This window comes from Arthrobacter sp. B0316-1-20, assembly GCF_059091865.1.
Map to the genome: position 1 here is coordinate 50,541 of NZ_JBNHHC010000017.1, position 24,494 is coordinate 75,034.

21 protein-coding genes are annotated in these 24,494 nt (G+C 68.0%); 6 read left to right on the forward strand and 15 right to left on the reverse strand.

Annotated elements, in window-relative coordinates; translation table 11 throughout:
• Positions 1-68: 68 nt before the first annotated feature.
• The 12 genes from AC5RW2_RS24810 to AC5RW2_RS24865 form a co-directional block, all read right to left on the reverse strand.
• The gene (locus AC5RW2_RS24810) at positions 69-1,613 is read right to left on the reverse strand and encodes an aldehyde dehydrogenase family protein (protein WP_493963867.1); all 1,545 of its coding nucleotides are present in this window, start codon (positions 1,611-1,613) and stop codon (positions 69-71) included.
• Positions 1,610-2,380 (reverse strand): HD domain-containing protein, encoded by a 771-nt coding sequence (locus tag AC5RW2_RS24815; RefSeq protein ID WP_493951993.1) that lies wholly within the window; start codon positions 2,378-2,380, stop codon positions 1,610-1,612. Before AC5RW2_RS24815 ends, AC5RW2_RS24810 begins: the two co-directional genes overlap by 4 nt.
• 39 nt (positions 2,381-2,419) lie before the next feature.
• The gene (locus AC5RW2_RS24820; RefSeq protein WP_493963868.1) at positions 2,420-3,730 is read right to left on the reverse strand and encodes an NAD(P)/FAD-dependent oxidoreductase; all 1,311 of its coding nucleotides are present in this window, start codon (positions 3,728-3,730) and stop codon (positions 2,420-2,422) included.
• A 2-nt stretch (positions 3,731-3,732) separates the two neighbouring features.
• Positions 3,733-4,053, reverse strand: a complete 321-nt coding sequence (locus tag AC5RW2_RS24825) for a 2Fe-2S iron-sulfur cluster-binding protein (RefSeq protein ID WP_493951995.1) — start codon at positions 4,051-4,053, stop codon at positions 3,733-3,735.
• Between the two features lie 25 nt (positions 4,054-4,078).
• On the reverse strand, positions 4,079-4,876 hold the full coding sequence (locus AC5RW2_RS24830; protein ID WP_493963869.1) for an SDR family NAD(P)-dependent oxidoreductase: 798 nt from the start codon (positions 4,874-4,876) through the stop codon (positions 4,079-4,081).
• A gap of 94 nt (positions 4,877-4,970) precedes the next feature.
• Complete coding sequence (locus tag AC5RW2_RS24835) at positions 4,971-6,839, reverse strand: PEP-utilizing enzyme (RefSeq protein ID WP_493951997.1); 1,869 nt, start codon at positions 6,837-6,839, stop codon at positions 4,971-4,973.
• A 108-nt stretch (positions 6,840-6,947) separates the two neighbouring features.
• The gene (locus tag AC5RW2_RS24840) at positions 6,948-8,120 is read right to left on the reverse strand and encodes a PEP/pyruvate-binding domain-containing protein (protein WP_493963870.1); all 1,173 of its coding nucleotides are present in this window, start codon (positions 8,118-8,120) and stop codon (positions 6,948-6,950) included.
• A 5-nt stretch (positions 8,121-8,125) separates the two neighbouring features.
• Positions 8,126-9,400, reverse strand: a complete 1,275-nt coding sequence (locus AC5RW2_RS24845) for a cytochrome P450 (protein WP_493963871.1) — start codon at positions 9,398-9,400, stop codon at positions 8,126-8,128.
• Between the two features lie 192 nt (positions 9,401-9,592).
• Complete coding sequence (locus AC5RW2_RS24850) at positions 9,593-10,387, reverse strand: IclR family transcriptional regulator (RefSeq protein WP_493963872.1); 795 nt, start codon at positions 10,385-10,387, stop codon at positions 9,593-9,595.
• A gap of 108 nt (positions 10,388-10,495) precedes the next feature.
• The gene (locus AC5RW2_RS24855) at positions 10,496-11,179 is read right to left on the reverse strand and encodes an HD domain-containing protein (protein ID WP_493963873.1); all 684 of its coding nucleotides are present in this window, start codon (positions 11,177-11,179) and stop codon (positions 10,496-10,498) included.
• A 335-nt stretch (positions 11,180-11,514) separates the two neighbouring features.
• Entirely contained in the window at positions 11,515-14,529 is a 3,015-nt protein-coding gene (locus AC5RW2_RS24860; protein WP_493963874.1) for a phosphoenolpyruvate carboxylase, read from the reverse strand.
• 188 nt (positions 14,530-14,717) lie between these two features.
• On the reverse strand, positions 14,718-15,494 hold the full coding sequence (locus AC5RW2_RS24865) for an SDR family NAD(P)-dependent oxidoreductase (RefSeq protein WP_493963875.1): 777 nt from the start codon (positions 15,492-15,494) through the stop codon (positions 14,718-14,720).
• A 195-nt stretch (positions 15,495-15,689) separates the two neighbouring features.
• Between AC5RW2_RS24865 and AC5RW2_RS24870 the strand changes: the two genes are divergently transcribed.
• Entirely contained in the window at positions 15,690-16,850 is a 1,161-nt protein-coding gene (locus AC5RW2_RS24870) for a glycoside hydrolase family 76 protein (RefSeq protein ID WP_493963876.1), read from the forward strand.
• A gap of 32 nt (positions 16,851-16,882) precedes the next feature.
• On the opposite strand, the gene AC5RW2_RS24875 is transcribed toward AC5RW2_RS24870, so the two are convergent.
• Positions 16,883-17,476 (reverse strand): YdeI/OmpD-associated family protein, encoded by a 594-nt coding sequence (locus AC5RW2_RS24875; protein ID WP_493963877.1) that lies wholly within the window; start codon positions 17,474-17,476, stop codon positions 16,883-16,885.
• Positions 17,477-17,731: 255 nt separating this feature from the next.
• Between AC5RW2_RS24875 and AC5RW2_RS24880 the strand changes: the two genes are divergently transcribed.
• Together AC5RW2_RS24880 and AC5RW2_RS24885 are read left to right on the forward strand one after the other, a co-directional pair.
• On the forward strand, positions 17,732-18,298 hold the full coding sequence (locus AC5RW2_RS24880; protein ID WP_493963878.1) for a VOC family protein: 567 nt from the start codon (positions 17,732-17,734) through the stop codon (positions 18,296-18,298).
• Positions 18,299-18,366: 68 nt separating this feature from the next.
• Complete coding sequence (locus AC5RW2_RS24885; RefSeq protein ID WP_493939351.1) at positions 18,367-18,906, forward strand: NUDIX hydrolase family protein; 540 nt, start codon at positions 18,367-18,369, stop codon at positions 18,904-18,906.
• 164 nt (positions 18,907-19,070) lie between these two features.
• On the opposite strand, the gene AC5RW2_RS24890 is transcribed toward AC5RW2_RS24885, so the two are convergent.
• A complete protein-coding gene (locus tag AC5RW2_RS24890) occupies positions 19,071-19,322 on the reverse strand; it encodes a hypothetical protein (protein ID WP_493963879.1) in 252 nt (83 codons plus the stop codon).
• Positions 19,323-20,120: 798 nt separating this feature from the next.
• Here AC5RW2_RS24890 and AC5RW2_RS24895 point away from each other — a divergent pair.
• Positions 20,121-21,029 (forward strand): DUF6707 family protein, encoded by a 909-nt coding sequence (locus tag AC5RW2_RS24895; RefSeq protein WP_493952008.1) that lies wholly within the window; start codon positions 20,121-20,123, stop codon positions 21,027-21,029.
• Between the two features lie 55 nt (positions 21,030-21,084).
• On the forward strand, positions 21,085-21,861 hold the full coding sequence (locus tag AC5RW2_RS24900) for an SRPBCC family protein (RefSeq protein WP_493952009.1): 777 nt from the start codon (positions 21,085-21,087) through the stop codon (positions 21,859-21,861).
• Positions 21,862-21,905: 44 nt separating this feature from the next.
• Here AC5RW2_RS24900 and AC5RW2_RS24905 read toward each other — a convergent pair whose 3' ends face one another.
• Complete coding sequence (locus AC5RW2_RS24905) at positions 21,906-22,961, reverse strand: FUSC family protein (RefSeq protein ID WP_493952010.1); 1,056 nt, start codon at positions 22,959-22,961, stop codon at positions 21,906-21,908.
• A gap of 266 nt (positions 22,962-23,227) precedes the next feature.
• Between AC5RW2_RS24905 and tgt the strand changes: the two genes are divergently transcribed.
• Positions 23,228-24,487: a tRNA guanosine(34) transglycosylase Tgt gene (gene tgt / locus AC5RW2_RS24910; protein WP_493952011.1), complete on the forward strand. Its 1,260-nt coding sequence runs from the start codon at positions 23,228-23,230 to the stop codon at positions 24,485-24,487.
• Positions 24,488-24,494 lie beyond the last annotated feature (7 nt).

Here is a 24,494-nt window from a genome sequence, read left to right on the forward strand (position 1 = left end):
GAGGGCGGGGAGTCAGCGGTGAGCCCGGCGGCCGGCCCTCGCGACGGCCCTCGCGCCGGCCGGGCGTCCTACCGGCGGTGGATGGACTTGTAGCTCAGGTAGGCGGTGAGGCCCTCGATTCCGTACTCGGTGCCGAGGCCGGAATCGTGCCGGCCGCCGAACGGGGCGGAGTGGTTGGAGGCGAAGAAGTTCAGGCCCACCGAACCGGTATCCATCCGGTCGGCAACGGCGAGCGCCGCCTCTTGGTCCCGGCCGAACACGATCCCGCCCAGCCCGAACTCCGTGTTGTTCGCCAGTGCCACCGCGTTGTCCACGTCCGTGTACTTCAGCACGGAGATGACCGGCCCGAAGACCTCTTCGCGCGAAATCCGCATCTCCGGGGTGACATCGGCGAAGACCGTAGGCTGCACAAAGTAGCCGCCTTCCAGGCCGCCGCCGAGCCGCGCCGGCTGTCCGCCGGTGGTGGCGCGGGCGCCTTCCGACCGGGCGGACTTCAGGTAGTCCAGCACGGTCCGGTACTGCGACTCGGTGGCCGCTGGCCCGAACACGGTGGCCGGATCCAGCGGATCGCCCTGCACCCCGGCGGCGATGGTCGCGGTCACCATGTCCACCACCTGGTCATAGCGCGCGGCCGGGGCCAGGATCCGGGTGGAGATGTAGCAGGTCTGTCCGGTGTTGCGCATGCAGGAGCGGATGAGCACCTTGGACATTTCGTGCAAGTCGGCGTCCTCGAGCACCACGGCGCTGGACTTGCCGCCCAGTTCCAGCGTGACCGGCCGCAACAGCTCGCCGCACGCCGCCGCAATCTTCCGGCCCACCGGGGTGGAGCCGGTGAAGGCCACCTTGTCTACGCCGGGATGCTTCACCAAGGTGTCGCCCAGCCGCCCGGACCCGGTGACCAGGTTGACCACGCCGGCGGGCACCCCCGCGGCGGCCACGGCATCCACAATCAACCGGAAGGACAGCGGCGTGGGCGAGGCCGGCTTCATCACCACCGTGCAGCCGGCCAGCAGCGCGGGCGCCAGTTTGATCACCATCAGGTTGATCGGAAAGTTCCAGGGTGCAATCAGTCCGCACACCCCTACCGGGTCGCGGCGCACCACCGACTCGCCGCCGCCGCGCGGGAAGGGGCGCACGTCGTCGCGTTCCAGGTATTCCGCGAGCGTGGCGAAGTAACGGAAGATGCCGGCCGCGTTGGCCGCAGCGCCGGAGGATTCCGAGACCGGGGACCCGTTCTCCCGGGTGTTGGTCAGGGACAACGCGTCGGCCCGCTTCTCCACCTCGTCAGCGATCCGCAGCAGATATGCCGCGCGCTCGGAGGGCGCCAGCTTCGGCCACGGGCCTGCATCAAAGGCCCGCCGGGCAGCGGCCACCGCGGCGTCGACGTCCTCGACGGTCCCATCCGGCACCGATCCCCAGACCTCTCCGGTGGCCGGGTCCGTCACCGGGTTGCGGCCTGTCCCCCGCGCCGGCACCCAGGCCCCGTCGACAAACACGTCGTCCACATGGGTGTAGGGCAGGTCCAGGGCCTCGCGGGCGGCCAGGGCAGGCATGGCGGACGGCGCCGGGGCTCCCCCGGGTGCCGCGGCGGTGCTGTTCGGGATGGTTGTCATCGGATGACTCCTGTCTTCAGCAGGGCCCGGGAACGCTCCAGGTCCGCCGTTCCCATCGCCAGGGCGGCCTCGGTGATCAGTTCCGGAATGATTTCCACGCCCAACCGGTCGGTGTACACGTCGGGCGTCATGCCGAACCAGGTCGACGCCAGCGCAATGCCGGCATGGTCAAACCGCCACAGCCGGTCGGCGTCGCGGACCAGCGCGTCCTCCAGCGAGTACGCCACGTGCCGGGTGTCATGCCCGTCGATGATCTCGCAGACCCGGTCAATGAACTCCGCGTCGTAGCCCAGGCCCGGCAGCACCCGGCGGGCCACGTTGCAGCCCTCGGCCTCGTGCTCAAACCGGATGGCGGCCTTGCGCCAGTCACCGGTAAAGCCCTCGGAGAGGATCCTCGACTCGTCCACGTGCGCCCAGCCGGTGTCGTGCAGCAGGATGGCCACCCGGACCAGTTGGGCGTCGGCTTCCGGGTAGGCCCGGCAGAGCCGTTCGGCGAAGGCCAGCGAGATGGGCAGGTGGATGTCGTTGCCGCGGCTGCGGGTCTCCCGCACCACCGCCTGCCAGATCGGATCCAGGTCGCCAACGGCGGCGGGCGTGGTCGCGATCGGCGTGGTGTCCACCGTCCCGGTGGCCGGCAGCGGCCGGACCGGATGGTCGGCGGCGAAGGCCTGCGCGCGGGGATCATCGGCGTGGTTGGACGGCTCCGCGCTGGCCCATGCGGGGGCCTTGTCTGCGGCCTCCGGGGCTTGGGTCTCGGGCGTGCTCATGGAAGGGTCTCCTAGCGGTGTTGCAGTGCCGAAGGCGGCTTAGGAGCCGTCGGTTGCAATGGTCTTGAGGACGACGGCGGGGTCCGCCGCGGCCTCCGCGGGAATGTTCTGGCCCTTGGCCAGGGCGTTCTTGACCGCCATGAAGTCCAGCGGCGCGTTGACGCAGTCGGCGGCGATGATCTGGCCGCTGCGGTAGTAGAGCACGGAGAACTTGCCGCGCTCGTCGTCGCGGCGGACCACGGTCTGGTCGTAGCCGAGCGTGAGCCCGGCGATCTGCAGTTTCAGGTCGGCCTGGTTGGACCAGAACCACGGGATGCCCGCGTAGTCCTCGCGCCGGCCCATCAGCGAGTACGCGGCCACCTTGGCGTGTTCGATCGCGTTGTTCACGCTCTCCAGTCGGATCCGTTCGCCCTCCGGCGAGCCCGGCAACGGGTTCGGCATGTTCGCCACGTCGCCCACCGCCACCGTGGTGCCGTCGGAAGCCAGCGCGTGCCGGTCCACCACAATCCCGTTGTCCACGTCCAGGCCCAGCTGCTCGGCCAGCTCGGTGTTCGGCACCACGCCGATGCCCACCAGCACCAGCTGGGCCGGCACCACGGTGCCGTCCTCCAGCCCGACGCCGGCCACCCGGCCGCCGTCGCCCGCAACCAGCTCCTGGATCCGGGAATTGAGCCGAATGTCCAGGCCGCGTTCGCGGTGCGCGGTGAGGAAGTACTCGCTGGTCTCCTCGCCCACCGCCCGGCCGATCAGCCGCGGACCGTATTCGAGCACGGTGACGTTCTTACCCATCTTGTGCAGGCTGGAGGCGGCCTCCAACCCGATGAAGCCGCCGCCGATCACCACGGCGTCCTGGACGCCGTCCAGCTGGGCCTTCAGCGCCAGCGCGTCGTCGGCGTTGCGCAGGTAGACCACGCCCTCCAGCTCCGCGCCGGGCACCTGCAGCTTGCGGGCCCGGGCGCCCACGGTCAGCGCCAGCCGGCGGAACGGGAACTCCGCGCCGGATGCCGCGTGCGCCACGCCGGAGCCGTCGGCTTCCTTGTCGATCCGCTCGATCCGCTCGCCCTTGACCAGGGCCACGTTGTGGTCTTCCCAGTACTGGTTGGACCGGAAGATCAGCGATTCGCTCTCCACCGTGCCCTGCAGGAACTCCTTGGACAGGGCCGGACGCTGGTAGGGCCGGTGGTCTTCCTCGCCCAGCAGCGTGATGTGCTCGTCGAAGCCCAGCGCCCGCAGCGATACGGCCAGCTGGACACCGGACTGGCTGGCGCCGATGATCAGCAGTCCCGTGCGCACGGCGCCGTCCGCTGTCTCGGCGGGCACCGCCGTCGTCGTTGTGGTGGTGGTATCCATGATCAGATCTGGGTTTCCGGGGTGGTGACGTAGATGTCCTGGCCCTCGCAGAGCTTGAGCTGGCAGGACAGCCGCGAATTGTCCTCGCGGTCCACCGCCGTGCCGTAGAGCATTTCGTCTTCCATCTCTTCCATCTCCGGAAGCTGGTCGAGGATATCCTCGCGGACAAAAACGTGGCAGGTGGCGCAGGATAGCGAGCCGCCGCACTCGGCCACGATTCCGGGCACGCCGTTGCGCACCGCGGTTTCCATGACCGAGTCGCCGGGGTTGCCTTCGACGTCGCGGACGGCGCCTTCAGCGTCGGTGAAATGAACCGTAGGCATGGGTTCTCCTTTTCGGTTGCAGTGCCTAGATGAACTGGCGGCCGCCGTCGACCACCATGGTTTGTCCGGAGATGTACGAGCTGTCCGGCCCGGCCAGGAACAGCGCCGCGCCCACAATGTCCTCGGGCTGGCTGGCACGTTTGAGCGCGCCGCGGTCCACGCCGTAGTTCTCGGCGTTCTCCATCAGCCCGTAGCTGGCCTCGGTGAGGGTGAAGCCGGGCGCGATTGCGTTGACGGTGATGTTGCGCCGACCCAGTTCCTTGGCCAGCACCCGGGTCATCGCCACCACGCCGCCCTTGGACGCCACGTAGTGCAGCCACTGCTCGGAGCCGGAGTAGATGGTGGCGGAGGACAGGTTGATGACGCGGCCGCCGTCGGGCAGGTACGGGCTCGCGGCGCGGGTCACCAGCCACGGGCCCTTGAGGTTCACATTCATCACCAGGTCCCATTCGGCCGGGTCGATCTCCTCGAACGGAGTCCGGGTCACCGTGGCGTAAATGGCGGCGTTATTAAGGACGACGTCGATGCTCCCCTGCCCGAAGTCGGCGCACCTTTGGGCGAGGGCCTCAGTGGAGGCGACGTCGGTGACGTCGGCTTCGAAGGCCTCGGCTTCGGCTCCGGCTTCGCGGACCAGCGCCGCGGTCTTCTCGGCACCGGCCAGATTGGTGTCGGCCGCCGCCACCCGGTAGCCGCGGGACGCGAAGCCCAAGGCGAAGGCCCGGCCGAGTCCGCCGGCGGCGCCGGTGATCAGCACGGTCCGCGTTTCGGACCCGGCGTGCCCGCCGTGGCGGGTAGCTGCGGGATCGAGAGGAGGCTGTGTCATGGTCAAACTTTCCTGTTGGGATGTGCCGGACCGGGGCCCGTGGAACGGGATCGCCCGGTCCGGCACTGGGTGCGCCTGTTATCCGGCGCCGTGCTCAGACGTGGCTGTGGCTGTGCGCGCCGGGGCCGGCGACCGCCGGTTCGGCTTCGGCATCCAGGATCTGTACGGTTCCCTTGGTGCCGTCCACCCGCAGCCGCTGGCCGGTCTTGATGGTGGTGGACGCCGAACCGGTACCCGTCACTGCCGGCAAGCCGTACTCGCGGCAGACGATGGCCGCGTGGCTCATCATGCCGCCGATGTCCGTGACGGTGGCCTTGATCTTGCCGAAGATCGGGCCCCAGCTTGGTGCGGTCACCGTGGCTACCAGGATCTCGTCCTGCTGCACCTCGGCGAGCTGGTCGGAATCGTGGATCACCCGCGCGAAGCCTTCCACCACGCCTGGCGAAGCGGCCATGCCGCGCAGCCCGCCGCCTTCGACTTCTTCGCCCTCGCCCAGCCACTGCTGGACCTGCTCGGTGGTGATGCCCCAGAGCATCCGGGTGAACGGTTCGGTGATGGAGGCCGGCGGGGTGTTCAGCGCCGGCGCCGGACGGGCGGTCTTGAGCGCGTTCACGATCCCGCGGCGGCGTTCGATCTCCTCAGGCCAGTAGGTGGGCCCGATCGGTGCGGCGCCGACGCCCCAGCCGGTGACCAGGTCGAAGAGCGCGTCGCGGACTTCGTTCCGGTTCAGGTACAGCAGGTCGTCCGGCTCCGTCCAGAAGCCCTCGGCGTGCATCATCCGGGAGAGTTCGCGGATCTTGCGCCAGAAGACGCCCATGGTCCAGTGCTCAATGTAGAAGTTGTGGTTCTCCACGTACGGGTACGCGGTGGCCGCCAGCTGGCGCTTCGCGTCGAACACCGACTGGGCCTCGCCTTCGAGCAGGTCGCGGTATTCCTCCACGATCCGCTCCTTCTCCGCCACCAGCTCCGCGACCGGGCGCATGATCTCCTGGCCTTCGTCCAGCCGGCGGATGTAGTCGGCAATGTAGCCCAGCGGAATTTCCTGGTGCTCGTTCCAGTACTTGTCGTGCCCGTAGAAACCGTTGCCCACCGTGAAGTTGAACCACGGATCCTTGGCTTCCTCGTAGCGGGCGATCCAGCGCTCGCCGCCTGCGGAGGCGCGGACCGTGGCCAAGGTGGCATCGACGTCGTCGGTGTTGGCAAAGGCGGACTGGATGCCCAGCTCCACCGCCAACTTGGCCAGGTGCTTGAGCTCGTCGTCCGGACGGAACAGTTCCATGTCCACGCCCTGGACCATGGTGGCGATCGACTGGTCCGGGATGTTCGGGAACACTTCCTTGCAGAAGTTGAAGAAATCCAGGTAGGCGATGTAGCCCAGGTTCAGGAACTCGAAGTGGTACTGCCAGTTCTGGTAGGCCAGCTGGATCAGCCGGTCATAGTTCTCCAGCAGCACCTCGGAGCCGTCCTTGGCCTTGCCCGTGGTGATGTCCTCCATCGGCACCATGTCCGGCAGCTTCTTGAAGGAAATGGTCTCCATCTCCTCGATGGTGCCGCGGACCTTCACGTGCCACTGCTTGAGCAGTTCCTCCCAGTTCTGGAAGTAGTGGCCCACCCGCTGCTCGAAATGCGGAACGCGGTCGGCGATTTGGTCCTCGGGAACCGGGATCGGGGACATGTACAGGTAGCCCAGATGCACACGGAACTCGATCCCGTTGGCGTTGGGGATCATCAGATGCCGGGCGTTGTACTGGCCCAGGCACTTGACCGCGAACTCACCGCCGATGGTCTCGAACGGCTTGAAAACGGTGGGCCAGTGCTGGCTGTCGCAGAACCAGAACTTGGCGTCTTCCTGTTCCTTGAGCTTGTCCTGGAACACCAGGTAGTAGGGGTAGATCTTCTCCCAGCCTTCGGCGCCGGCGGGAACCGGCAACTCGGACGGCTTCGGGAAGGACTTCATGGACATGGCGGTCCTTTCGGTGGCGGCTCTGCGTTGAGCCTGGGACGGTTCGAACAGTGGAACGGTGCTGCCTGAAACGGGTGGAGCCGATGAAGCAGGTAGTGCGTGGAACGATTACATGGAGGCCTTCATCAGCGAGGCCGTGATGCTGCCCAAGCTGAAGCCTGACGTGCCGGAGGCGGTGTTGGCGGAGGCGGGGTTCCCGGACGCATCCGCGGGTTTCTGCGACGGGATGCCCGCCCCGAGCACCGAGGCGTAGCCGCCGGATCCCGGCGTTACCGCGGAGGAGGATTTTTTGGCCGAGTGGACGGTCTCCGGACGGGACTGCAGCAGCAGCAGGTTTTCGCCGTCGGGCAGGTCATGGTCCAGCGCCCACTCGATGTCCTGCGGGCATTTGTAGTGCTTCTCCGCCCGCTTAGCCATCTGTGCGACGGCTTTCAGCTCGTCGTCGGTCAGGCAGCGGCGGGAGCGCCGTTCGGCGTCGACCTCGCGCTCAACCAGGCTGCGGGCTGAGGCATCCGGCACCAGCTCGGCGTGCTTGTCGCCGATATGCTCCGTGACCGGGACCAACGTGACCTTGTCCAGCACAATGTTGTCCGGCGTGACCTGCCCGGACACCACCATTTCGCCGACCCCGTAGGATGCGTCGATAGTGATCTTGGAGCGGTCCCCGTTCGCCGGATCCAGCGTCATGGCGACGCCGGAAACCTTGGCGTTGACCATCTTCTGCACCACCACGGCCATGGACAGGCCTTCGTCCGGGATGTTGTTCTTCAGTCGGTAGATGATGGCCCGGGAGGTGTACAGCGACGCCCAGCAGCTGCGGATGTGTTCACCCACGGCAGCGAACCCCTCCAGCCACAAGTAGGTGTCCTGCTGGCCGGCGAACGACGCGTCCGGTAGGTCTTCGGCGGTGGCGGAGGAGCGGACGGCCACCGGCACCGGCGCATCGAAGCGGGACATCAGGTCCTCGTACGCCTCGATCGTCTGGGCGCGCATGTCGGCCGGAACCGGCCGGGAGCAGATGTCCTCGCGGATGGCGGCGGACACCGCGTCCACCTGGGCGACGTCTTCGGGATCGAGGCCGGCCAGCAGTTGGTTGATGTGCCCGGTGATGCCGGCTTCCTGCATGAAGCGGTCAAACTGGGCGGTGGTGACGACGAAGCCCGGGGGCACCGGCATGCCGGCAGAGGTCATGGTGACCAGGGATGCACCCTTGCCGCCGAGGTTCTCGAGCGTGGGTTCGACGCCGCCGTCGAAAAACTGGATGAATTCATTGCTGTGCATGGTGTTCAGGCCTCCCAGCTAACGGGAACGGTTTCGGGGACGCGGAAGGAGATGTTCTCGCGGAACTCGATGCCCTCCGGGCTCTCCAGCTTCAGGTTGGGTGCCAGCCGCGCCACCTCTTCGAGCGCGATCTTGGCCTGCAGTTTGGCCAGCATGTTGCCCAGGCAGTAGTGGATGCCGAAGCCGAAGGACAGGTGCTCGCGGGCGTTGCCGCGGGAGATGTCGAACTCCTCGCCGTCCTCGAACCGGTCGGCGTCGCGGTTGGCGGAGCCCATCAGCAGCAGCAGCTCGCCGCCCTCCGGGATCTTCACCCCGCCCACTTCGGTGTCCTTGAGCGCCTTCCGGCGCCAACCGACGATCGAGCCGGAGAAACGCAGTACTTCGTCGATGGCTCCCGGGATCTTCTTGGGCTCCTCCACCAACTGCTGCCACTGCTCCGGACGGGCCAGCAGCACGCGCAGCGAGTTGGCGATCAGGGTGGTGGTGGTCTCGTGTCCGGCGAACAGCAGGGAGTACAGGATCGAGGCGATCTCGTGGTCGCTGATCTCCGCGCCGTCCTGCTGCGCCCTGACCAGGTCGGCGGTGAGGTTGTCGCCGCCTTGCTCATGGGCCACGCGGACCAGGCGCAGGCACTCCTGCCAGTACTCCACCAGGTTGTGCGCGTGCGGGATCTGCTCTTCGTCGCTCAGGTCACCCCAGGTCATGGCCGCGCGGGAATCGGACCAGCGCTTGAACGTGTCCACCTGTGAAACGTCGGCGCCGATCAGGGTCAGGATCGTGACCGTCGGGACGGAATAGGCCAGGTCGCGGACCAGTTCGCCGCGGCGCTCCGGTCGGGCCAGCATCGCCTCCAGTTGGTCCACCACGTTCTGCCGGATGAACGGTTCCAGCGCCTTGTAGCGGCGCGGGGTGAAGGCCTTCTGCGCCACCGCGCGGATCCGGGTGTGCTCCGGCGGCCGGCGGGCGGACAGCCCCGAGTAGGCGGTGAAGCCCCCGTCTTCCATGATCTTGGTGGCCTGCGGACCGCGCTTGCGCACCGGGGCTTGGGCGTTCTCGCTGGAGAAGGTTTCCCAGTCGTCGAAAACGGCCTTGATGTCGTCGTAGCGCGAGACAACGTAGTAGCCGACCCGCTCATCGAACATCACGGGCTGTTCATTCCGCAGTTCGGCGTAGGCCGGGAACGGGTCCTTCATTTGGAACGGCTCGTAGCCGTGGTGTCCGGCAGGGGCCTCGGCACCGTGGCCAAACGGACAAGCTGCCGTTTCGGTTGAGGATGACATCTGGAACTCCTTGGGTCGGCTCCCGCGGCGGCCGTTTCCGGCTCCGGCGGGTTGATCTCACTCCAGTGTTGCCCACGTCACCCTGTGACGCACATCTACCTCTTCCACTGAGTGGAAACGAATAGTGCTTAGCTTCTCGCCGTGGAGTCCGCAAGCCGGCCCGGATGCAGAACCGTCATGGCGGTGAGCGGCTCAGCTTGTGCGCACCGCGTGGCTGCCCAGCAGCGACTCCAGCGGGATGTGCGCGGTTGCCCGCTCGATTTGCGCCGAGACGCCGCGCAGGGCGGGAAGGTGCCGGGTCATCGTGGCGGCCTGGGCGGTGAGCAAAACCAGCCCCAGGCCGGCCCCGATCCTGCCGGTATGGAAAACCGGCACGGCAATGGAGCAGGAGCCAAGCCGGACTTCCTCCAGCGTGGTGGCATAACCCTGTTCGCGGATCTGGTCCAGCTCCTCGGCCAGCCGCCCGGGAACGATGTGGGTGTGGGCCGTGGGCCGCTCCAGCTGCCGGTTCAGGTAGGCGGTGCGGACCCATTCCTCCTCGTACGCCAGGATTACTTTCCCGACGGCGGTGGCGTGCATCGGCAGCCGGCCGCCCACTCTGGAGGCCCGCGGGACGCGTTTGGTGCCGTAGATGCGCTCGATGTAGAGCACTTCGTGGCCTTCCCGGACGGCCAGTTGCGAGGTTTCTCCGGTGAGCGAGAACAGGTCCTGCACGAACGGCCGCGCAGCATCGCGCAATTGGCGGCCGGCGTTCTGCGCCAGCTCCCAGAGCCGGATGCCCAATTGGTACCGGCCGTTGGCGCCGCGGGTGAGGAAGCCCCAGTCGGTTAGTTCGGCGACCAGCCGGTGCGTGGTGCTCAGCGGCAGCCCCGAGCCTTCGGCAATCTGGGTCAGGCTCAGCGCGGTCCGTGATTGTTCGAAGGCTTCCAGAATGGCCAGCACCCGGGACGTGACCGAACGCCCCGACTCGCGGCTACCGCCGGCCATAGCTGCCTCCCACGTTCCGCAGGCGGACCCGCGGAGCCGGGCACCGCCGTCGTCATTCCATCCGGGCTCCGCCGCCGGCGCCTTGTCGGCAGCCGGCCGACACCGAGTCTAGCGCCCCAGAAGCACCTGGCGCTGAGGCCACAGCGTCGCCGACTCCAGCGCGGACAGCGCCCGGGCCATGGCCTCGGCTTCCTCGGTGAACAGGTGGCCGAGCACGCGCTGGCTGCAGAGCCGCAGTGCCTGGCCGCGGTCCAGCCCGAACCATTCCATCACCGTGTCCACGCCGTGCGGGCTGAGCCGCCAGGTTTTGTCCGCGTCCTTGACGATCGCGTCCTCGATCGAGAGCGCTTCCTTGCGCGAATCGTGCCCGTCGATGATCTCCAGGATGCGCGGGATGAGCTCCGCCGGGTGGCCGGCGCCCTCAAGGATGCCCGCCGCCAGCCGGGCGCCTTCCTTCTCGTGCAGCAGCACCAGGTCCGGCCGGCCGCCACCGGGGGCGATGGCGGACAGCACCTCCTCCGGCGGCACTTGGGACCAACCGATGTCGTGCAGCATGATCGCCGGAAGCACGACGTCGGCGTCGGCCTCCGGATGTGCGGCCAGCATGGCTTGGGCCAGGCCGAACGCGTACAGCGTGTGCGCGTCGTTGTCCCGGACGGTCAGGAGCGGCGCGGCCTGCTCCCAGATCCGGGCCAGATGCCCCTCCAGCTGCAGCACGCCGTCCGGATCGGCCTCGATCGCGGCGGTGACGTCGTGGCCGTACAGGTTTCCGAAAGGCTGCAGCTTGGTCATGCTCCACAGCATGCCGGGCCGGGCGGCGCCGGGCAACCGCTGGTTTCCGCTGGGTGGAAGGAAACCGCGGTGGCGAGGTCGCCGCGTGTCGGGGCTGCCCGGGAGGCGACTCAGCCGGGACAGGTAGCGGGGCTGCGGGAGGGGACCCAGCCGGCCGCCAGTTCATTTCGCTCCCTAGTCTCAAGAGTGCCCGCCAGCATCGTCCCAAGTCAGGGCGGTTTGGGTCGTCTGAAACGTGGGAAGTTAGGCCGATACTTGGGAGCGAACGCCGTAAATGCCTGCAGTCGCCCGGCCCGCTCCGCGGCCCCGCAAGCCCCCCGCCAGCGCGCCCGCCACTACCCCGTATTCCGCAGGCCGGCGGCAATCCCGTTGACGGTGATCAGCATGGCCCGCTGCAGCGCCTCGTCCGGCTCCGACGCCCGGATGCGCCGCAGCAGCTCCACCTGCATGTAGGAGATCGGGTCAAGGTACTGGTCCCGGACATCCAGCGAGCGCTGCAGCACCGGCTGGTTGTCCAGCAGCTGGTTTTCACCGGTAAGCATCCGGATTTCCGCCACAGTGAGCTCGTACTCGGCGCGGATGTCGTCGAACAGATGCCGCAGCTCGGCGGGAACCAGCGTGGAGACGTAATGCGCCGCGATTTCCAGGTCGGTCTTGGCCAGCGTCATTTCCACATTCGAGATAAAGGACTGGAAGTAGTGCCAGTTGCTGATCATTTCGCGCAGCTGCGGCTGGAGCCCCGCGGCCCGGGCTGCCCGCAGGCCGCTGCCCACGCCGTACCAGCCGGGAACGATCTGCCGCGACTGGGTCCAGCCGAACACCCAAGTGATGGCCCGCAGCTTGCCCATGCCCGATCCGGCGGCCGGGCCCGCTTCCGGGCGGTCCGCCGGACGCGAACCGAATTTCACGGCGCTCAGCTGCTCCACCGGCGTCGACGCCCGGAAGTACTCCGGCAGATCCGGATGCTCCACCAGCGAGCGGTACCGCCCGTACGCCGCGCCGGAGATTTCCTCCATAGCGGCGTGGTACCGGCCGCGCTCGGCCTCCGACGTCCTCGGCTCCTGGTGCAGGGCGGACGCCTGCAGCACGGCCGCCAGTGCCAGCTCCAGGTTCTCACGGGCCAACTCCGGCAGCGTGTACTTGTCCGAAATGACTTCGCCCTGCTCGGTGAACTTGATCTCGCCGGCCAGCGCGCCGTTGGGCTGGGCGAGGATCGCGTCGTACGTCGGCCCGCCGCCACGCCCCACCGATCCGCCGCGGCCGTGGAAGAAGCGCAGCCGCACGCCGTGCCGGGCGGCAACATCCCGCAGCACCAGCTGGGCCTTGTGGATCTCCCACTGGCTAGTGGCCACGCCGGCCTCCATGTTGGAGTCGGAGTAGCCGAACATGATCTCCTGCAGGTCCCCGCGCAGCCGCACGATCCGGCGGTACTGCGGATCCGAGAGCAGGTCGTCCAGAATCTGCCCGCCGCGGCGCAAAGCCTCGACGCTTTCCAGCAGCGGCGCGAACCCGATCGCCGCCGTCGGCTCGGCCCCGCTCAGGTCAAGCAGGCCGGCCTCGCGCGCCAGCACCACCGCCGCCAGCACGTCGTCGGCGCCGCGCACCCGGGACACGATGTACGTCTCCACCGCGTCCGGGCCGTACTGGCGCAGGGCGTCGGCAATCGCCTGGAACACCTCCAGCGTGCGCGCGCGCTTCTTTTTCAACGACGACGGCGGTGCCAACGGTCCTGGCGAGAGCAACAACGAGGAGAGCAGCCGCTGCCGCGGGCCGGACGCCAGCTCCAGGTAGTTTGCGGGCGCGGCGTCATCCACCGCTGCGATCGCCGGTGCCACCGCCGTAGCCGCCGGTGCCGACGGGCCACCCACCGGCGCACCGGCGGATACACGTTCGCCGTCGCGGGCCGGACCAAGCGCCGCCCCGTCCGCCGCCACCGGTTCGGCGTCGCCGGCCGCCCCGTCCGCCGCCACACGTTCGCCGTCGCGGGCCGGACCAAGCGCCGCCCCGTCCGCCGCCACACGTTCAGCGTCGCGGGCCGCCAGCAGTGCCGCGACGGCCTTGTGGTGTTTGCCCGCGTTGTCCCGGAAATCCAGGGTGGCCAGATGCAGTCCGATGGTGGAAACCGCCCTGCGCACCGCGGCCAGCGAACCGTCGGCCACCAGCGACGCTGTGTGCGCGCGCAGCGACTGCTCGATCAACGCCAGATCGGCCAGCACCTCCGCCGTCGAGCTGTAGTCACGCCCCGGTTCGTGCGGCTGCCGGCGCTGTATCCTGGCGCTGGTGTTGAGCAGTTTCGCCTTGATGCAGGTTAGCTTCAACCGATACGGCTCGTTCGCATTCAGCTCGCGCACCCGGCCGTCCAGGCCCGGAAGGTTGTCCAGGTCCTTGGCCACAGATTCCAGCAACTCGCCGCTGGCGGCCACGATCGTCGTCGAGTTGGAGAGCACCGCGATCAGGGTGTCCACAAAATCGATGTTAATTCGCACGGCGTGCTGGTTCTGCAGTTGGAAGACCTCATGCGTCACGTCCACGGTGACGTGTGGATTGCCGTCCCGGTCGCCACCGATCCACGAGCCGAAGCGCAGCGGGGCGCCGTCGTCGGGCAGTGCCACACCGTGTTCGGAGAGCAGTTCGGACAGGTCGCCCATCAGCTCGGGCATGGTGTTGGTCAGGATGTTGCCCAGGTAGTAGGCCGCGTTGCGGGCCTCATCCACCGGGCTGGGCCGCACGTGCCGCAGCTCGTCCGTCTGCCACATCTGATCGATGATTTCGGCCAGCCGCCGGTCCTGCCGCCGCCGCGCCGTGCTGCCCTCCGCCGTCGTCGTGGAGAGAAGATCGGAGATGGCCCGCAGCTTGTCCAAAACCGTCCGGCGCGATGCCTCGGTGGGGTGGGCGGTGAAGACCGGCCGGACGTCCAGTTGGTTGACCGCGCGCTGCAGCGCTTCCGGCCCGGCTTCATCGGCGATCTGCGCGACGGTGCGCAGCAGTTGTCCGTCCTCCTCGGGCCGGACGCGCAATTGGCGCACGCGGTGCACCTGTTCGGCGGCGTTGGCCAGGTGGAAGTAGAAGGCGAACGCCCGCACCAGATCGGTGGCTTCGCTGACGTCCAGGCCGGCAAGCAATTCGCGGACCTGGTCGATCACGTCGCGGGCGGTCCACGGCCCGGTCGCTTCGCCCTCGCCGCGGGCCGCTTCCTTGGATTCCTTGGTCAGCAGCCGCACCTGTTCCACCAGGTCCAGCAGGTCCGGTCCGTGCTGGCGCACCAGCGATTCGCCCAGCAACGTGCTCACCCGGCGCACGTCGGCGCGCAGGCTCGCGTCGAGGTCCCGATCGCGGGCGGCGTGCGGCATGGGCCTGGTCCTTTCGCGTCCTACAGGGCTCGCCGGTTGGTGCCGGCAGGGCGGATTCCGCAGCATAAGCGCGTCATCCCCTCAAGCGTACGACGGCGGCGCCCGCTGACCGCGGTCCCGTCGCCTCCCGCACCACCGCCCCAGGCGCCGCGTGACAGGTGGTGCGCCACCCCTAGCCTGCGGGCGGTCTACTTCGGTGCCATCCGGATGGCCCCATCCAGCCGGATGGTCTCACCATTGAGCATGCTGTTGGCCACGATGTGCGCGGCAAGTTCCGCGTATTCCGCCGGCCGGCCCAGCCGGGACGGGTGCGGAACCTGATGGCCCAGCGATTCCTGCGCCTGCTGCGGCAGCCCGGCCATCATCGGGGTCTCGAAGATGCCGGGCGCAATGGTGACCACCCGGATCAACGAGCGCGCCAGTTCCCGGGCCAGCGGCAGCGTCATCGCCGCCACCCCGCCCTTGGAGGCGGCGTAGGCAGGCTGGCCGATCTGGCCGTCGAAAGCCGCCACCGAAGCCGTGTTGATGATGACGCCTCGTTCCGGGCCGCCCAGTTCGGTTTCCACCGGTTCGGTTGCAGCCATCGCGGCTGCTGCCAGCCGGATCACGTTGAAGGTGCCGATGAGATTGATCTGGACCACCTTGCTGAACGCTTCCAGCGGCAGCACGCCGTCCCGCCCCAGCACCTTGCCCGGCGTGCCGACGCCGGCGCAGTTCACCAGTATGCGCAGCGGCCCCATCCCCGCCGCGCGGTCCACCGCTGCCTGAACCTGCTCGCCTTCGGTTACATCGGCGGGTGCAAACAGGGCGCGGCCGCCCAGCTCGGCAGCGAACTCCTCCCCCTTCGAACCGGGCAGATCCACCAGCACCACCGACGCACCGGCAGCATGCAGCCGGCGGGCGGTCGCCGCACCCAGCCCTGATGCTCCGCCGGTAATCAGGGCTACGGCTCCGGAAACCTCCACTGAATCCTCCTCATCCTCTGAACGTGCTTCTCCCCGCCGGCCAAACCGGCAGCACCGGGGTGCGGTGCCGCGGCCGACCGGCAGCACCGCTCAACTCAGCCTAGTGTGGCCCGGCGCACACCGCGGTCACGCGCGGGGCCTGCGGCCAGCATGCCCGGCCCGCTGGAGCACTCATCCGCCGTTAGGCTAGTGCCCATGCGCACCCCGCCCGGCGGCGGAGCCTTCCGTCCGCCCAACCCGACGCTGGCGGCAGGCCGCGCGGACGAGGCAGCGATCGCCGTCGTCCGCCATTTCGGCCACCGTTGGCTGGGGCTGCCCTTCACCCTGCTGGGCGCCGTCCGCCGGCCCTCGCACAGCCAGACCGGCCCGTGGCACTACTGGTGGCAGGCACACTTCCTGGACTGTCTGGTGGATGCCGGCCGGCGGGAGCTGCGCCGGGAGCAGCATTACGACGGCGGCAACGGTCCGAGCGCAGGACGTCTGGCTGCCCGGCTGCTGCGCACGGTGCGGTGGCGCAATGGCTTCCGCTTCACCAACAACTATTACGACGACATGGCCTGGCTGGCGCTGGCCACACAGCGGCTGGACGCGCTGGCCGCCGACGCGGACAAGCCTCGCTTTCGGAACAGGACTGCTGCCTCCCGGTTGCTGGCCCAGCTGGAATCGGCGCATACCCCGGATCTGGGCGGCGGCTTGTTCTGGAGCACCGCCCGGGACTTCAAGAACACACCGGCCACGGCGCCGGCCGCGCTGTATCTGGCCCGCATGGGCGACACCGGTCAGGCCGCGCGGCTGCTGGACTGGCTGGATACCGAACTGTACGCACCGGAGCGGCGGCTGTACCTGGACGGCGTGCGCATCACCGGCGGGAAGCCGGTACTGGTGCCGGAAATCTATACCTACAACCAGGGGCCGGTGCTGGGGGCGCTGCTGGCTGTCGGTCGGGACACCGATCTGCAGCGCGCCGCCGAGCTGGTGCACGGTATCGCGGCCGGCCTGGTGCAGCAGCCCGAAGTCACCGAGGAAGAGGGCCGGAAACTGGTCTTGCGCACGCACGGCGCCGGCGACGGCGGACTGTTCACCGGTATCTTGGCCCGCTACCTGGCGGTGGCGGCGCGGTCCAACAAGCTGCCCGGCGAGGTGCGCGAACTGGCCGCGCGAATGGTCGCGGACACCGCCGCAGGATTTTGGGCCGGACGGGCCATCGAGAACCACCGCAGCTGGGAGGTCCTGGTCTTCTCCGCCGACCCCGCAGCGCCGGCGGCGGGAAAACCGGAGCCGGGCACCGGCGTCGAACTTTCCACTCAATTGCAGGCGTGGATGACGCTGGAGGCCGCCGCCACGCTGGCTGGTTGACCGCGGAGCACGGTGCGGCCTCCGAGCGACGGTCAGGACGGCTGTTTCTGCTGCGGGTACGGTGTTTCGTGCCGGGCCAGCATCTGCACGAAGTCGGCAATCCGGTGCTGCCGGCCGGCGTCGGTTTTCAGCTGGCCCAACCGGTGGATCAGGGCATAGCGGTTCTGCGAGGTGAGCACATCGAACATCGCCTGCGCCTCCGGGACCGCGGCGATCGCCTCGGCCAGGTCCGCGGGAACCTGGGCCGTGGCCGGGCCGGCGTAGGCCTTCTCCCAGCGACCGTCGGCCTGCGCAGCAGCCACCGCAGCCCGGCCGGCGTCGTGCATCTTGCCGGCCTGCTCCAACTTTTCGATGTACCCGACGTTGCGCTGCGACCAGATGCTGCGCTTGCCGCGCGGGGTAAACCGCTGGAAGGAGCTTTCCGCATCCCGCCGTTTAGCTTGGCCGTCGATCCAGCCGAAACACAGGGCCTCTTCGAGCGCACCCGCGTAGTCCAGAGCCGTCACCGAGCCGCCCTTCTTGTGCAGGATGAGCCAGACACCGGGCGACGCGGCGTAGTGTTCCTCCAGCCAGGCCCGCCAGGCGGCGGCGTCGGGCAACAACAATTCGGGAAGTTCTGCAGGCATGCCTTATGCCAGCACGCCAGGGCCCCGCCGTCTAGTAGTTTCGGAAGTATCTTCGTTGCTGACCTGAAGGAGAATGCCGTGCTGCGCGTGCGCCCCGTTGTGTTCACGTCCCGGATCGAGCCGTGGCGGGAGCTGCTGACCGCGGCCGGGCTGGCCTGCGCGGCCGACGACGGCGGGGCCTGACTGGAGTTTGATGCCGCCTCCGGTCGCCTGGGACTACGCCGGGTCGATGCCGGTGATCCCGCTGACGGCCGCTTGGAGCTGGGTTTCGAGGTCCGCGACCTGGACCAGTTCGCCCGCCGCACCGCAGCCGACGGCACCCGGGTGGCGATCGAAGACGCCGAGCACGGCCGCACTGCCAGGATTACCGCGCCATCGGGGTTCAGCTTCCTGGCCGATCCCGCCTCCCCGCATTTCGGTAACCACTCCGGGCCGGACCAACCGGATCCGGCGCTGGCCGTGATGCCGGCTTGGGTGACGCCGGATGTCCCGGGGGCGGTTGCCACGCTCCGCGGGATCGGCGCACACCCGCGGTTCGGCGACGCCGGCGAATGGGCGGACTTCGCGGCGAAGAACGGCGGGCTGGTCGCCGTGCGACACGGCGCAGCGGAGCAGCTGGAACTTTCTTTTGAGTACGACGACGACCTGACCGCCCTGCGCGTCCGTCTCACCGCGGCGGGAATCGCCTGCACCCCGGCGGAGGAGACAGTCGATCCGACACTGTTGGTGGAACATCCCGACGACACGGGTGCGGCCGCCCTGGGACAGCTGCGTTTCACTGTCCGGCCGGAGGCCCCGGCCGGACCCGCTGAGGCCGACTGACCCGGGGGACGCGCCGTTCCGGGTGCGCTGGCGTGACTGGCATCGCAGCCGTGGGGTAGAACAAGTACATGAGCGTACGCACTCCCGACCCGTATCCCGGCTGGCTTTCCAACGAGGATCTGCACGAGGCCCGGCAACGTTTACCCATGCTCTACGTGGAAGCGGTGCCGGTGCGGCTGGATTCGCTGGGGTACGTAACGGAGATCGGCCTGCTGCTGCAGGCCTCCGCCGAAGGCGAGATGGTGCGCACCTTCGTATCCGGACGGGTGATGTACCGCGAGACGGTCCGCGCTGCGCTGCTGCGGCACTTGGAAAAGGACCTGGGCCCGCTGGCCTTTCCGCAGCTGCCGGCCAGCCCGGTGCCGTTCACCGTGGCGGAATACTTTCCGTCGCCGTCCGAGACCGGGCTGACCGATGACCGGCAGCACGCCGTGGCACTGGCCTACGTCATCCCGGTCACCGGCGAATGCAATCCACGCCAGGACGCACTGGAGCTGAGCTGGATGACGCCGGAAGATGCCCTCAGCCCGGCGGTCCAGTCCGAGTTCATCGGCGGCCGCGGCAATCTCCTGCGCCAGGCACTGGCCCACGCAGGCTGGTGCCGCTGACCGCCGACCCGGCAGGGCTTCAACTCCGGCACCGCCAACCCCGACAAATATTCAGCAGGCGCCCTTTTCAGCCGCGAAAAGGGCGCCTGCTGACTCCTCGATGATCAGGACGAGACGTGGGCCCGCCCGGTCTGGCGCGAGCCCGTGCCCCGGTCGGGCGGGCGCTATCTGGGCAGCGTCCAGGTGTACATCTGGGCGGCCAGGTCCCGGGACTGCTCCTGGTGCTGGTCCTGACAGCGCAGCCGCTTCAGTGTCACCGGCCGCTGGCTGCGCCGGTTGGCAAGATCCATCAGGATCAGGCCGGCGCCGCGCAGCAGAACGGTGAGGCGGCTCCTGCTGCGGAACTGTTCGGGCTGAACGGGTGCGTGCGTCGGCACATGGCCAGCGCGGGCCTCGGGGGCAAGAATGACGCTCATGGCAGGATCAACTTTCACAGAACGGAGGGCTGCTGTGCGTGGGTACGGCTTCCCCGGAGGCCTGACGCAGATGCGGCTCCGGGCGTTTCTCGATATCTAGACGCTATCGACCATCGCGGTCACGTCTGGTCCGCGATCCTGCTCGGATTTCAAATAGTTCGAGCAAGCACATCGTCCATTGGCGGGCTCGGCCACGCCGCCTGGTGCCCCCCGTGTTGCCGGGGCGCTGTCCTCCGGCCTGAGCAGCGGGCGGCCATAGTTCGCGCCGTCTGCAGCGGGCTCCACTGTTGTTGCTTGTGCAGCAGGAGTCAATGTTTATCGCCTGTACAGCGGGCGCCACATTGCGGGAGGACTGACCAGCGTTCCTTCTGCTTGCCAGAAATGGCCCCTTCAGTGGCGGCCCTCAAGTGCGGCCAGCGTCAGTAGCGCTAACGAAGGGGAAGACAATGTGGCGCATACTGTACGCACGTGTTCCGAAGCCCGCTTTGGGGGACGGGTAAGGGGCGATAGCAGCGCTGGTTCTGCTGCCTGACGGTGGCGCCGGTCGCCCACGTCTGCCAAGCCAGCCCGGCACGCAGCGCAACCCACCATCCAAAACAAGCCCGTCACCCACAGCACGACCATGTCGGCCGACCATCTACGCGCCCGCCCTGCTCCCACGCGGTACCGCTGAGATGCCAATCACGATCCATCGTTTCATCATCCCGGCACGCGGCACACCACAGCGGGCCTCCCGTCCGAAAGGTAACGATTTCATATACTGATCTGACGATCGCGAGCGTGACTAAGGATTTACCCATGACGGAACAACAGGCAGAGACATTCATCCACCATGTCAAAGCCGAAAGCGTAGGCGCCGGCGCCCGGTTCCTGACGCGCTCCGGTGAGCACTCCGCCCCCGTGGCGGACACCGCCGTCGTGGGCGACGATTTCGGCACCCCGGCGCTGGTGGTGGCCACGCTGGAAGACGGCAGCCGCGTGCGCATTGCCCACGGATCGCGTATCCGCATTGCTTCCTCGCGCAGGCCCGCCCAACTGCCTGGCGCGTTGGCGCAGGATGACCTGGAACTGATTCCGGCGGAGGAGGGCACACCGGAAGCCGTGGTGGTGGCGGTGGCCCGGGCGCACGGCCGCCACGCCGGGGTCCAACGGCTGGCCGCCCGCCTGAGCCGCGGTCTGAACACCAAGGCCGGCAGCCATCTGCAGGACGTTCGGGACCTCGCGCACACGTTGTTCGTGGAACTGGACGACCGCGAGCGCGCGCTTACGGTGTGCCGGCTGATCATCGACCAGCCCTTCGACGGGAACTTCGGCCGGTGGAAATGGATCGAGTCTTCGCTGGCCATGGCCGCCTACATCTTGCGTGAATCAGGCAGCGAGGAAGACAGCGCCGAGGCCCTGCAGCTGGCCGAAGCGTTACGCATGCCGGACGACGCCGACGAGGATCCTTTCCGTGCGAAGATCAATGCCGAGGTCCGCCAGCGCCAGCTGAACGAGCCGAACCTCTATGACAAGGAAATCCACCGGGCGATGGCTGCGGCGGACCATACGGCGGAACGCGAGTGGCGCGAACTGCGGCTGACCGCACTGCTGTACCTGCGCACGCACGGCGGGTCGGAGACCCTGGAACCGATCGAACTGGACCGCCGGATCAGCAACGAACTAGTCGCCATCCGGGCTTTGGACGTTCAGCAACGGAACTCCTAACCCCCGGCGCCCGGACTCTGGCCACTCCCGGCGGCCCGGGAGTAGAGTCGGCCGCATGACGGAGAGCGGTGCTGCAACAGAACCCGGTTCACTCAGCGTCCACATCAATGCCGACGCCCGCCAGGTATGGACCATGCTGCGCGAGCCCAAGCGCATCGCCCAGTGGCATGGCTGGGACATGGCCGGGCTGGACGAGGAGATCCGCGAGATCTACTTCACCGATGCCATCGAGGCCGAAGACCATAAACGGCTGACCATGGGCGACAGCGACGCCTTCATCCTGGAGCCGGTGGGCGACGGCGTCCGGCTCGCCCTGCAGCGGGGTCCGGAGTCAGGCGAGCAGTCCGACGAATGGTGGGAGGACGTCAGCGAAGGCTGGCTGACCTTCCTGCAGCAGCTGCGATTCGCGCTGGAACGGCATCCCAATGACCACCGGCAGACCACGTACATCGGCGCTGATTCCATCCCGTCGGGCGGCCTGCTCTCCAGCCTCGGCCTGGAGAACCTGCCGGAGCCGGGCGAAGCGTACAGCGCCACGCTTGCCACCGGGGAGGACATTTCCGGAAAGGTGTGGTTCCGGTCGGACCGCCAGATGGGGTTGACCGTTGATGGCTATGCCGACCATGGCGGCGGCCTGCTGATCGTTGCAACAACTCCATCGCACCCGGACGGCAGGCCCGAGGGCGGCAGCCAAGTGTTGATCAGCTGTTACGGGCTCGGTGCCCGGCGGCTGGCCGAAATCCGGGACGGCTGGGAAGCGTGGCGCAGCAACGCACTGCCCGGCGCCGACCCGCTGGTGCCCGGCAGCACCGCCGGAGTCGGCGGCGAGTAAGCACCCCTCCTGACGCCGGTTCCTCGTTGGTAAGGGAGACCGTTTCAGGCCCCGTCTCGGTGCCTGCGAAGGCGGCGTCGGTTCTTCTCGCGGAGCGTCCGCTGGTGCATCAGGTAGACCAAGCTCAGTCCGACCAGGGCGCCGATGGCGGTCTGCAGCGCCCGGTCCACCATGAGCTCCTGCGGATTCGTGGGGGCGGCAAGCTCGGTCATGATCAGGGCAAGAGGCGTGATGAAGATCAACGCCAGCGCATAGTGCCGCAGCACGAACATCTCAGCCGCGAACTGCAGCACGATCACCATGAGGACCAAGACCCAGGGCTGCGGGTGCGGCGCCAGCAACAGCCCGGCTGCCGCAACGCCCGCGAAGGTCCCCAAGATGCGGTGCACGCCCTTTTTCACCCGCTGCGCCAGGCTAGGACCTGCGATCGGCGCCACGGCCGCCACCATCGCCCAGTAATTGTGGCCCAACCCCACCATGGTGGCCAGGGTTCCAGCGGTCAGGGCCGCCACGGCGTTGGCGCCGGCTTCGACGCCGAATTCGCGCCAGTGTTCGCTGGTCAACTGAGGCCTGGCCGGCGGCGCCATGGACGTGCGCCAGGACGGTACCAGCCTGCTGCTGATCCCGATCAGCATGGCCAGCACCACACTCACCAAGCCGGTCAACATGGCCTGCCACAGTGGTGCGGTCAGCGTTATGGAACCGATGGCCGCATAGCCGAAGGTAAAGAAAATGACGCCGACCGGACGCAGTTGCAAATAGTTGACCGCCAGCGACCACAGACCGGCCACCACGGTGGTGCCGAAGACGATTTCCCACGGTCCGGAATCGGCCATGGCGGTCAGCGCGCCGAGGAACATCACCAGCATGATCAGTACGCCGAACTGGCCTTGGTGCCGCAGCCTGGCTCCGTGGGCCTCGCCCCGGCCATAGATACCGGTGAAGGCACCGAAGGCGGCAAAAATCATCAGATCGAACCGGCCCATTGCCAGCAGGGCGAGCAGCGGCAGGCCCACGCTGATTCCACAGCGGGTGGCCACAATATGGTCCTGACGCGCCGGACCTACCCGGAAGAACTCCCGTACGTGCTGCGTCACCATGCTGCCCGCCTTTCGCTTGCCACAATATCCACCATGCGTCGACGCATCACCGGCGCGGGACTGCCTACAGCAGAGGGGTCACTCCCCAACCCTAATTCGCTTACCTGAGGCAACCATCATTCTGTGAACGGCCCGACAGATGGGTGTCCGCCTCACCAGAGCGCGCCCGACAGACGGGTGTCCGCCTCACCACAACGGGCAGTGCCTGGCGGTGCCCGCCGGCATGCACGCGCCCTGGCTTGCACCGGGTAAGGCAAAATGGTGGAGTGCCCCAGTCTGATTTTTCCTTCCGCGTCGGCAACCGCCTCGCCAACACCGCCAGCCCCTCCCCCGCCCGGATTGAAAAGAACGGGGGCGGGTTCCAGGGCCGCACCGGCACCATCAGCACGCCGCACGGCGAGATCCAGACCCCGGCGTTCATCGCCGTCGGCACCAAGGCCACGGTTAAAGCGGTGCTGCCCGAAGCCATGAAGGAACTCGGCGCCCAGGCGCTGCTGGCCAACGCCTACCACCTGTACCTACAGCCCGGCGCAGCGGTCCTCGATGCGGCCGGCGGCCTGGGCAAGTTCATGAACTGGGACGGCCCCACCTTCACCGACTCCGGCGGCTTCCAGGTGATGAGCCTCGGTTCCGGGTTCAAGAAGGTCATCAACATGGACGCCGCCGCGGCCAGCACCGGCTCGGATGACCAAGTGGCCCCCGGCAAGGAGCGGCTGGCCCATGTGGACGATGACGGCGTCTGGTTCAAGTCCCACCTCAATGGCGACAAACACCGCTTCACGCCGGAGATCTCCATGCAGGTGCAGCACCAGCTGGGCGCGGACATCATGTTCGCCTTCGACGAGCTGACCACGCTGATGAATTCTCGCGGCTACCAGGAGGAGTCGCTGGAGCGCACCCGGCTGTGGGCCGAACGATGCGTGACGGAGCACGAGCGGCTCACCGACGAGCGCTCGCACCGTCCGTACCAAGCGCTGTTCGGCGTCATCCAGGGCGCCCAGTACGAGGACCTGCGGCGCAAGGCCTGCCGGGACCTGGGCGCGATGAACTTCGACGGCTTCGGCATCGGCGGCGCGCTGGAGAAGGAGAACCTGGGCACCATCGTGCGCTGGTGCACCGAGGAGCTCCCCGAGGACAAACCCCGGCACCTGCTGGGCATCTCCGAACCGGACGACATCTTCACCGCGATCGAGAACGGCGCGGACACCTTCGACTGCGTCTCCCCCACGCGCGTGGCCCGCAACTCGGCGTTCTACACGCCGGACGGCCGCAAAAACCTGTCCAACCGCCGGTTCAAACTGGACTTCACTCCGTTGGTGGACGGCTGCGACTGCTACACCTGCGCCAACTACACCCGCGCCTACATCCACCACCTATACAAGGCGAACGAGATGGTCAGCCACACGCTGATTTCCATCCACAACGAACGCTTCACGGTAAAGCTGGTCGACGATGCGCGGTTGGCCATCGACGACGGTTCCTTCTTCGACTTCAAGGCAGAGGTGCTGGGCCGCTACTACGCCTAACCCCGCG

Coding starts and splice junctions, on each gene's coding strand:
- AC5RW2_RS24845 (WP_493963871.1), bottom strand. CDS start 9,400: ATGTCATCCTCAACCGAAACGGCAGCTTGTCCGTTTGGCCACGGTGCC.
- AC5RW2_RS24895 (WP_493952008.1), top strand. CDS start 20,121: ATGACGGAACAACAGGCAGAGACATTCATCCACCATGTCAAAGCCGAA.
- AC5RW2_RS24835 (WP_493951997.1), bottom strand. CDS start 6,839: ATGTCCATGAAGTCCTTCCCGAAGCCGTCCGAGTTGCCGGTTCCCGCC.
- AC5RW2_RS24830 (WP_493963869.1), bottom strand. CDS start 4,876: ATGACACAGCCTCCTCTCGATCCCGCAGCTACCCGCCACGGCGGGCAC.
- AC5RW2_RS24890 (WP_493963879.1), bottom strand. CDS start 19,322: ATGAGCGTCATTCTTGCCCCCGAGGCCCGCGCTGGCCATGTGCCGACG.
- AC5RW2_RS24905 (WP_493952010.1), bottom strand. CDS start 22,961: ATGGTGACGCAGCACGTACGGGAGTTCTTCCGGGTAGGTCCGGCGCGT.
- AC5RW2_RS24855 (WP_493963873.1), bottom strand. CDS start 11,179: ATGACCAAGCTGCAGCCTTTCGGAAACCTGTACGGCCACGACGTCACC.
- AC5RW2_RS24810 (WP_493963867.1), bottom strand. CDS start 1,613: ATGACAACCATCCCGAACAGCACCGCCGCGGCACCCGGGGGAGCCCCG.
- AC5RW2_RS24900 (WP_493952009.1), top strand. CDS start 21,085: ATGACGGAGAGCGGTGCTGCAACAGAACCCGGTTCACTCAGCGTCCAC.
- AC5RW2_RS24825 (WP_493951995.1), bottom strand. CDS start 4,053: ATGCCTACGGTTCATTTCACCGACGCTGAAGGCGCCGTCCGCGACGTC.
- AC5RW2_RS24875 (WP_493963877.1), bottom strand. CDS start 17,476: ATGCCTGCAGAACTTCCCGAATTGTTGTTGCCCGACGCCGCCGCCTGG.
- AC5RW2_RS24860 (WP_493963874.1), bottom strand. CDS start 14,529: ATGCCGCACGCCGCCCGCGATCGGGACCTCGACGCGAGCCTGCGCGCC.
- AC5RW2_RS24820 (WP_493963868.1), bottom strand. CDS start 3,730: ATGGATACCACCACCACAACGACGACGGCGGTGCCCGCCGAGACAGCG.
- AC5RW2_RS24815 (WP_493951993.1), bottom strand. CDS start 2,380: ATGAGCACGCCCGAGACCCAAGCCCCGGAGGCCGCAGACAAGGCCCCC.
- AC5RW2_RS24850 (WP_493963872.1), bottom strand. CDS start 10,387: ATGGCCGGCGGTAGCCGCGAGTCGGGGCGTTCGGTCACGTCCCGGGTG.
- AC5RW2_RS24840 (WP_493963870.1), bottom strand. CDS start 8,120: ATGCACAGCAATGAATTCATCCAGTTTTTCGACGGCGGCGTCGAACCC.
- AC5RW2_RS24870 (WP_493963876.1), top strand. CDS start 15,690: ATGCGCACCCCGCCCGGCGGCGGAGCCTTCCGTCCGCCCAACCCGACG.
- AC5RW2_RS24885 (WP_493939351.1), top strand. CDS start 18,367: ATGAGCGTACGCACTCCCGACCCGTATCCCGGCTGGCTTTCCAACGAG.